Source organism: Pseudomonas sp. PA-4-8C (assembly GCF_021606625.1).
Lineage (GTDB): Bacteria > Pseudomonadota > Gammaproteobacteria > Pseudomonadales > Pseudomonadaceae > Aquipseudomonas > Aquipseudomonas lactis.
This window is the reverse complement of the sequence record NZ_WKCD01000253.1, coordinates 1-8,025: the sequence shown is the minus strand read 5'-3', so window position 1 is coordinate 8,025 and position 8,025 is coordinate 1. Positions and strand designations below refer to the sequence as shown.

Below are 8,025 nucleotides of genomic sequence, written 5' to 3'. Positions count from 1 at the left end.
GCGTTGCCAGGTCCAGCCCGGCTTCATCCAGGTGCCGTTTGAGCGACAGGTTGAACGCCCGCGACACTTCCCACTGCTTGATCGGCGCGGTCTTGAAACGTGCGCGCAGGATCGCGCTGCCGGACTCGAAACTTTCCACGCCCTGGATCTCCAGCGGCGACCAGATATTGCGGCGTTGCAACGGGTCGTTACGCATGGCGTGGCCGACCTCGCGCATCAGTTTGATCGCGTCGTCGATTTCCATGTTGTAGGGGATCGCCACGCGGAAGATCGCGTAGCCGAACTCCCGGGAGTAGTTCTTGATGCTCTTGATTTCGCTGAACGGGATGGTGTGCACGATGCCGTCGATATCGCGCAGGCGCACGGTACGGATGGTCAGGCCTTCCACCGTGCCGAGGTGGCCGCCCACATCCACGTAGTCGTCGATGGCCAGGGAGTCTTCGATGATGATGAACAGGCCGGTGATTAAATCCGCCACCAGCGATTGCGCACCAAAACCGATGGCGATACCGATCACACCCGCACCGGCCAGCAGGGGCGTGACGTTCATGCCCATGTTCGCCAGGGCGACGATGGCGGCGATGATGAAAATGGTCACGAACAGCACGTTGCGGATCAACGGCATCATGGTTTGCGCGCGGGCGTTGGCAAGTCCTTTGCGCGAGCGCGTCAGGGCGTGGTGGATCGCGGTGTCGCTGAGGATCCAGATCAGCCAGGCAAACAACAAGGTCCCACCGAGGCCGAACAGCTTTACGGCTATTTCATGGCCTTCACCTTCGGTAAAGCGAATCATCGACAGGCCCCAGACCCGCAGCCCCAGTTCGATAAATACCAGCCACACCACCAGGTGCACCAGGGTGTAGACAAAGCCTTTGAGGCGCTCGGAATACAGCGCATGGCGCTTGTGCCCGCGGTGCGGCTTGAGGGCGTGGCGGCGCACCAGGCCGTTGATCACCATGCACAACACCAGCAGCACCGTGCACAGCAACGACTGGCGCAGGGCGGTGCTGGTGTCGCCGGCCGACAGGAAGGTGGCGAACAGTGAGATGCCCACCAGCAGAAGAGCCGGGATGTACCAGAAGGTGCCGATGATCGACAGAGTATCGGTGAGGGCGCGGCGGGTCAGTCGGCGCGACAGCGGCTGGTTGCGGATCAGGTGCGCAATCGGACGGCGGAACCGCAGGATAAACACCCCGGTGGACAACGCCGCCATGACATTGGCCACGGTCGCGGCGGTGTGGGCCAGATGCTGGCCGAGCGCGGCAACCAGGCGCGGGTCGCTCAAGGCTTCACCGAAGGCGGCAAAGCTGCCGATCCACCACAGCGGGCGGAACGCCTGATGGCGCAGGATATACAGGGCACGGTGGCGGTGCGGGCCGTCGAGTACGGAGAAGGCAATCACGCAGATGGCCGAGAAACAGGTGCCGACTACCAGGGCATAGGCCAGCACCATGGCCAGGGATTTGCCCAGGGAGGAAGGCAGGGCGTAGCTCAGGTACACCGTGATCACCAGGGCGATCAGCCATGGGCCCAGCTTGCGCAGGGCGAAGCGCAGCATGTCCCAGGTGCGCGGATGCTGCGGCAGCTCTTCGGGCAGGCCGAAACGCTCGCGCACCCGATGGCTGAGCCAGATCAGCGCAGCGGCCAGCAGGCTCCATACGGCCAGGATCACGGCAAAACCGAAGATGATCGGCAGCCATTCGCTGGCCGGCAGCATCAGGGCGCCCAGTTCATCCTTGGCCAGGTCGACTTCATTGGACCAGCGCCCCAGCGGGCTGTCGGCGCCGGAAAACTGCTGCTCAAAGCCCGACAGCGTACTGCCGATCAACCCGAGTACCCCGAGTTCGGCGGCGGGCTGGGCCTTTTGCGTGGCGGCGCGCAGTTTCTTCAGGTCGCTGAGCAACTGGGTGCGTTGCTGGTCGTTTTCCAGCGTCTTGATCACTTCGTCCAGCGACTGCCCCAGGGGCACTTCTGCCTGGGGTTGGATCTTGCTGGAGCCGCCCAGCATCCCGGGCAAGCCCACGGCTTGGGCGGGCATCACTGGCAGCAGCGTGAGCAGGGCGATCAGCAGGTAGCAGGGCAGGGCAAACAGACGGGAGAACACGAGGCGGTCAACCTTGAAAACGACGAATTGACCGAGTGTACGAGGCCGCTATGCCCAATGCGAGCGCATTTGTCACTGCGCCAGTTTGGCGAGGATCTTGTAGAGCACGGTGCCAAGGATCAACAGCATGCCGATCCACATGCCAAACACGCCCAGAGGCTTGTCACGAAAGTTGAAGCCGACCGCGAGCATGATCATGCCGATCACGATGGGGATCAGCATGGCGTGGAAGGAGGACATTGAGATCATGGCGGGGGCGGCCTTGTCGGACTGGAAGTTCTGACAAGTCTAGGCCGGATTGGCAGAAGTGCAGTTGATGTGAGTCAGATAGCCTTACATCTGTTTGGAAACCCATCGCGGGCAAGCCCGCTCCCACACTGAAATGCATTCACAGATCAAATGTGGGAGCGGGCTTGCCCGCGATGGGCGCGCCTCGGTCTCAGGGTAAATCGCGGCTGGCGTAGAACGCGCCCAGCACCTTGACCAGGTGCGCCAGGTCATGGCTGCCGCACAGCTCGCGGATCGAGTGCATGGCAAAGGTCGGCAAGCCGATGTCCACCGTGCGCACGCCCAGGTGGCTGGCGGTGATGGGGCCGATGGTCGAGCCACAGCCCATGTCGCTGCGCACCACGAAGCTCTGCACTGGCACTTCCTGGGCCATGCACAGGTGGCGGAAGAACCCGGCGGTTTCGCTGTTGGTGGCGTAGCGCTGGTTGCTGTTGACCTTGATCACCGGGCCGGCGTTGAGTTTCGGGCCGTGGTTGGCGTCGTGTTTCTCGGCGTAGTTGGGATGCACGCCGTGGGCGTTGTCTGCCGACACCAGCAGGGATTTCTGAATGGTGCGTACGAATTCTTCACCTTCGGGCAGCAGGCGACGCAGGGTCTGTTCCAGCATCGGGCCATCGGCGCCGCAGGCTGAGCAGGAACCGACTTCTTCGTGGTCGTTGCACACCAGCACGCAGGTTTCATCGGTGTCGCTGGTGAGCAAGGCTTGCAAACCGGCGTAGCACGACAGCAGGTTGTCCAGGCGCGCACCAGCGATAAAGTCGCCATTGAGGCCGATCACGGCGGCACTTTGGGTGTCGTAGAAACTCAGCTCGTAGTCGAGCACCACATCGGCATTCAACCCATGCTCGCGGGCCAACTGCTCGGTGAGCACGGCGCGAAAGTCCACGCGCTCGTCACCGGCAAACTGCGCGAGGATCGGCGGCAGCTCGGTCTGGGCATTGATCGCCCAGCCTTGGTTGGCTTCACGGTTGAGGTGAATGGCCAGGTTGGGAATGATGGCGATCGGCAGCTTGAAGTCGATCAGTTGGCTCTCGACCTTGCCATCGCGGCGGAAGGTGACACGCCCGGCCAGGGACAGGTCGCGGTCGAACCAGGGTGCCAGCAGCGCGCCGCCGTAGACTTCCACACCCAGTTGCCAGAAGCCCTGGCGTTGCAGCTCCGGCTGGGGCTTGACCCGCAGGCACGGGCTGTCGGTGTGGGCGCCGACCATGCGGATACCATCTTGCAGCGGCGATTGGCGGCCGAGCTTGAAGGCGATGATCGAGGAATCGTTGCGGGTCACGTAGTAGCGACCGTTGGCCTCAGTGGCCCAGGTGTCGCGCTCGTCGAGACGCTGGTAGCCGGCGGCTTCCAGGCGCTGGGCCAGGGCGGCAGTGGCATGAAAAGGAGTAGGGGAGGCCTTGAGGAAGTCGATCAGGCCTTGATTCAACGCTTCGCGCATAAATAGCTCCAGACAGCAGTGGCGAGAGTTTACCGTATTGGCCAGATATTTGGAGTGAGCGTGCAGGGTCGAGAACCACACCAAACCCTGTGGGAGCTGGCTTGCCTGCGATAGCGGTCTTTCTGTGCAAGATGTATTGGCTTGCACGCCGCTATCGCAGGCAAGCCAGCTCCCACATTTGACCGCATCCGCCCTTCAAAAAGGCGCTGGGCACTCGAAGCGCAGGCGCTCGCCGCTTTGCGGATGGGTGAAGCTGAGCATGCTTGCATGCAGGCACAGGCGTGGCCAGGCGGCCAAGGCTTGTTCATGGGCGTACAAGCCATCACCCAGCAACGGATGCCCGATGGACAACATATGCACGCGCAGCTGGTGCGAACGCCCGGTGATCGGTGTCAACTCCACGCGGCACCAGTCGCCGCAACGCTCCAGCACTTTCCAGAAGGTCAGCGCATGTTTGCCGAACTCATGGTCCACCACATGGCGGGGCTTGGTCGGCGGGTCGTAGCGCAGGGGCAGGTCGATGCTGCCGCTGTCCAGTGCCGGTTGGCCCCAGGCCAGGGCGGTGTAGGCCTTTTCTGTTTCGCGGTCGTGAAACTGGCGGGACAGTTCGCGGTGGGTATCCGCGTCCCGGGCCAGCAGGATGATCCCCGAAGTTTCCCAGTCCAGGCGATGGACGATGCGGGCTTCGGGGTAGCCGTTTTCCTGCAGGCGGGTGATCAGGCAGTCCTTGTTGTCGTCGGCGCGGCCAGGCACCGAGAGCAGCAGGGTGGGCTTGTTCACCACCAGGACAGCGTCGTCCTGATGCAGGATATGGATATTGGACAGCGGCATTAAACAGCCTCGTAACAAACACCAACGGCGGCTCCACTGACCGCCCCCTCACCCTGTAGGAGCGAGCTTGCTCGCGAAGAACTTATCGGCACTGCGTTCATTGAGGTTAAACGCGGTGTTCTCAGGTTTTTCGCGAGCAAGCTCGCTCCTACAGCAGTACAGGGCCAGGTAGCAGAGCCGCCGTGGCGACCGCCCGTTCGATCAACGATCGGGCAGGGTGATATTGAGTTCCAGAATCGAGCAGCTGCCGTCATTTTCCAGGGCGACATGCACGTCATCGTTGCCGATATTGACGTACTTGCGGATCACCTCGACCAGTTCCTTCTGCAAGGCTGGCAGGTAGTCCGGGGTGCTGCGTTGGCCGCGTTCGTGCGCCACGATGATCTGTAGACGCTCTTTCGCGACCGATGCGGTACTGGGTTTTTTGTTGGCGCGAAAGAAGTCGAGAAATTTCATTGTTTAGTTGCCTCCAAAGATACGCTCGAAGAATCCCTTCTTCTTGACATCGAGGAAGCGGTGTTCCACGGTCTTGCCCAGCAAGCGATCCACGGCATCGCTGTATGCCTGGCCGGCGTCGCTCTGGTCGTCGAGAATCACCGGTACGCCCTGGTTGGATGCTTTCAGCACGGCCTGGGATTCCGGGATCACGCCCAGTAGGGTCACGGCGAGAATTTCCTTCACGTCTTCAACACCGAGCATTTCGCCGTTGTTGACGCGCTCCGGGTTGTAGCGGGTGAGCAGCAGGTGTTCCTTGATCGGGTCCTGGCCTTCTTCGGCGCGCTTGGACTTGCTGGCCAACAGGCCGAGCATGCGGTCCGAGTCACGTACCGAGGACACTTCCGGGTTGGTCACCACGATGGCTTCGTCGGCGAAGTACATCGCCAGGTGAGCACCGGTTTCGATACCGGCCGGCGAATCGCATACTACGTATTCGAAGGTTTCCTTGAGCTCGGCGAGGACTTTGCCCACGCCTTCTTTGGTCAGCGCGTCTTTGTCGCGGGTCTGGCTGGCGGCCAGCACGTACAGGTTCTCAAGGCGCTTGTCCTTGATCAGGGCCTGTTGCAGGTTGGCTTCGCCGTTCACCACGTTGACGAAGTCATACACCACGCGACGCTCGCAGCCCATGATCAGGTCAAGGTTACGCAGGCCGACGTCGAAGTCGACGATGACTGTCTTGTGGCCGCGCAGAGCGAGGCCGGTACCGATAGCGGCGCTGGTGGTGGTCTTACCCACACCACCCTTGCCGGATGTAACCACGAGAATCTTGGCCAAGGTGTTTCACCCCTAAGGAAAAAGGACTTTCGGTCCCTGAAAAACATCTCTTGAAACTCGCCGCAGGCGGACAGCCTTTGCAGGAAAAGCCGAGGTTTCCATGGGGAAACACCAACTTCCAAAAAGTCCTACACAAGTCTTGCCGGTTTCGCTTTGCTATCAGAGTCTAGAGATGCTTGGAAAATGCGGCAGTATCCGTTAAAGACGGATGATGTTCAACACATCGCCCGACAGGTTGACCTGTACCGAAGCGCCCCACAGTGGATCGCGGCGCAAATCTTCGGAAACCTTGTACTGACCCGCGATGGAAACCAGCTCAGCGGTCAACTGCTGGCAAAAAATACGCGCCTTGGTATCACCCTTGATGCCGGCCAGGGCGCGTCCGCGCATCGGGCCGTATACATGGATGTTGCCATCGGCAAGAAGTTCCGCCCCCGGGCTGACCGAGGAGACCACCACAAGGTCGCCACCCTGGGCGTAAATCTGCTGCCCGCCGCGTACCGGCGAGGTGATGATCTTTGTAGGCCTGATCGCAGGCTCGGGTGGTTTTTCCGGTTTTTTCTTTTCTTCGCCGACCAATGGCTCCAGCGCACGCTCGCGGGCGCCGGACGGTGGCAGTACTGGCAGTTCAATGGCGATGGCGGCGGCGATGTCTTCGATGCGGCTGGCGCGAATCGCCAGTGTGCGCAGGCCGTGGGAACGGCATACGCGCATCAGGCCGGGCAAATCAATCACGCCCTGGCCAGCCGGCAGCTTGTCCAGCGCCAGCACCAGCGGGGCGTTGTTGAAGAAGTTCGGCGCCAGGGCGACCTTGGCGGCCAGTTGGCGGTCCAGGGCGTCGAGGTCATTGCGGGCCAGTTCCAGCACGGTAATGGCGAGCATGCTGCCTTTTAGCTGGAACACGGGATCTTGGTCTAGCGGTTCGGTTTGGCTCATGGTCGGCGAAAGCGGCTTGTCACGAAAAGTGTCGAGACTTATAACGAGAACACTCACCCGCCGCAAGCCGAGTCGAACCGTTGTAGAATGCGCGGCCCTTGTCTTTACCGGAATCTGTAATGGATCGCCCGCGTTTTCGAGCTGTATTTCTTCACCCGCGTTTTTGGCTGCTATGGCTGGGGCTCGGCCTGCTGTGGCTGGTCACTCAATTGCCGTATCGGGCGCTGTTGACCATTGGTCGCCTGCTGGGCGCGGGCATGTACCGTGTGGCCGGTGATCGTCGCCGTATCGCGGCGCGCAACCTTGAGCTGTGCTTTCCGGAAAAATCGGCCAAGGAACGCAAACGCCTGCTCAAGGAAAACTTCGCTTCCACCGGCATCGCCTTCTTTGAAATGGCCATGAGCTGGTGGTGGCCCAAGCCGCGCCTGGCGCGCCTGGCCCATGTCGAAGGGCTGGAGCACCTCACGCAGGCGCAGTTGGAAGGCAAGGGCGTGATTCTCATGGCGCTGCACTTCACCACCCTGGAAATCGGCGCGGCGCTGCTGGGGCAAAAGCACACCATTGACGGCATGTACCGCGAGCACGGCAACCCGTTGTTCGACTTTATCCAGCGCCGTGGCCGCGAACGCCATAACCTCGACTCCCTGGCCGTGGAGCGTGACGACGTGCGCGGCATGCTCAAGCTGCTGCGCTCCGGCCGGGCCATCTGGTACGCGCCAGACCAGGACTACGGCGCCAAGCAAAGTATCTTCGTGCCGCTGTTCGGCATCCAGGCCGCCACCGTCACCGCCACCAGCAAGTTCGCCCGCCTGGGCAAGGCGCTGGTGGTGCCGTTTACCCAGGAGCGCCTGGCTGACGGCAGCGGTTACCGCCTGGTAATCCATGCGCCGCTGACCGACTTCCCGGGTGAAACCGACGAGGTCGACTGCCTGCGCATCAACCAGTGGGTCGAAGCCTCGGTGCGCGAATGCCCCGAGCAATACCTGTGGACGCACCGCCGGTTCAAGAGCCGGCCACCGGGTGAGCCCAAGTTGTACGAAAAGCGCCGTCGATAACCCCAACCCCTTCTCACATGGAGTGACGCAATGCGCCCAGCGGAACCGGTCACAGGTTTGATTCTTTCCGGCGGCGGGGCGCGCGCGGCGTATCAGGT

General features: G+C 61.8%; 8 protein-coding genes. 1 reads left to right on the top strand and 7 read right to left on the bottom strand.

What is annotated here, in order from left to right; translation table 11 throughout:
- From GIW04_RS24730 to minC, 7 genes are all read right to left on the bottom strand, one after another.
- On the bottom strand, positions 1 to 2,104 hold a 2,104-nt coding region (locus tag GIW04_RS24730; protein WP_236479282.1), incomplete at its 3' end, for a mechanosensitive ion channel family protein.
- Positions 2,105 to 2,176: 72 nt separating this feature from the next.
- Positions 2,177 to 2,353 carry a hypothetical protein gene (locus GIW04_RS24725; protein ID WP_164692207.1) on the bottom strand — a complete coding sequence of 59 codons (177 nt, stop codon included), beginning with the start codon at positions 2,351 to 2,353 and terminating at the stop codon, positions 2,177 to 2,179.
- Between the two features lie 190 nt (positions 2,354 to 2,543).
- Positions 2,544 to 3,833 carry a M18 family aminopeptidase gene (locus tag GIW04_RS24720; protein WP_003192841.1) on the bottom strand — a complete coding sequence of 430 codons (1,290 nt, stop codon included), beginning with the start codon at positions 3,831 to 3,833 and terminating at the stop codon, positions 2,544 to 2,546.
- Positions 3,834 to 4,028: 195 nt separating this feature from the next.
- Positions 4,029 to 4,664 carry an RluA family pseudouridine synthase gene (locus GIW04_RS24715; RefSeq protein ID WP_003192838.1) on the bottom strand — a complete coding sequence of 212 codons (636 nt, stop codon included), beginning with the start codon at positions 4,662 to 4,664 and terminating at the stop codon, positions 4,029 to 4,031.
- A 201-nt stretch (positions 4,665 to 4,865) separates the two neighbouring features.
- Positions 4,866 to 5,120 carry a cell division topological specificity factor MinE gene (minE, locus tag GIW04_RS24710; protein WP_003175252.1) on the bottom strand — a complete coding sequence of 85 codons (255 nt, stop codon included), beginning with the start codon at positions 5,118 to 5,120 and terminating at the stop codon, positions 4,866 to 4,868.
- Between the two features lie 3 nt (positions 5,121 to 5,123).
- Positions 5,124 to 5,936 carry a septum site-determining protein MinD gene (minD, locus tag GIW04_RS24705; protein WP_003192835.1) on the bottom strand — a complete coding sequence of 271 codons (813 nt, stop codon included), beginning with the start codon at positions 5,934 to 5,936 and terminating at the stop codon, positions 5,124 to 5,126.
- 198 nt (positions 5,937 to 6,134) lie between these two features.
- Positions 6,135 to 6,872 (bottom strand): septum site-determining protein MinC, encoded by a 738-nt coding sequence (gene minC / locus GIW04_RS24700; RefSeq protein ID WP_003192832.1) that lies wholly within the window; start codon positions 6,870 to 6,872, stop codon positions 6,135 to 6,137.
- Positions 6,873 to 6,991: 119 nt separating this feature from the next.
- Here minC and GIW04_RS24695 point away from each other — a divergent pair, with 119 nt between their 5' ends.
- Positions 6,992 to 7,927: a lipid A biosynthesis lauroyl acyltransferase gene (locus tag GIW04_RS24695; RefSeq protein WP_120248399.1), complete on the top strand. Its 936-nt coding sequence runs from the start codon at positions 6,992 to 6,994 to the stop codon at positions 7,925 to 7,927.
- Positions 7,928 to 8,025: the final 98 nt, after the last annotated feature.

Excerpts from the sequence above, each read along its gene's own strand:
- GIW04_RS24725 (WP_164692207.1), bottom strand. The coding sequence starts at position 2,353 with ATGATCTCAATGTCCTCCTTCCACGCCATGCTGATCCCCATCGTGATC.
- GIW04_RS24720 (WP_003192841.1), bottom strand. The coding sequence starts at position 3,833 with ATGCGCGAAGCGTTGAATCAAGGCCTGATCGACTTCCTCAAGGCCTCC.
- GIW04_RS24715 (WP_003192838.1), bottom strand. The coding sequence starts at position 4,664 with ATGCCGCTGTCCAATATCCATATCCTGCATCAGGACGACGCTGTCCTG.
- minE (WP_003175252.1), bottom strand. The coding sequence starts at position 5,120 with ATGAAATTTCTCGACTTCTTTCGCGCCAACAAAAAACCCAGTACCGCA.
- minC (WP_003192832.1), bottom strand. The coding sequence starts at position 6,872 with ATGAGCCAAACCGAACCGCTAGACCAAGATCCCGTGTTCCAGCTAAAA.
- GIW04_RS24695 (WP_120248399.1), top strand. The coding sequence starts at position 6,992 with ATGGATCGCCCGCGTTTTCGAGCTGTATTTCTTCACCCGCGTTTTTGG.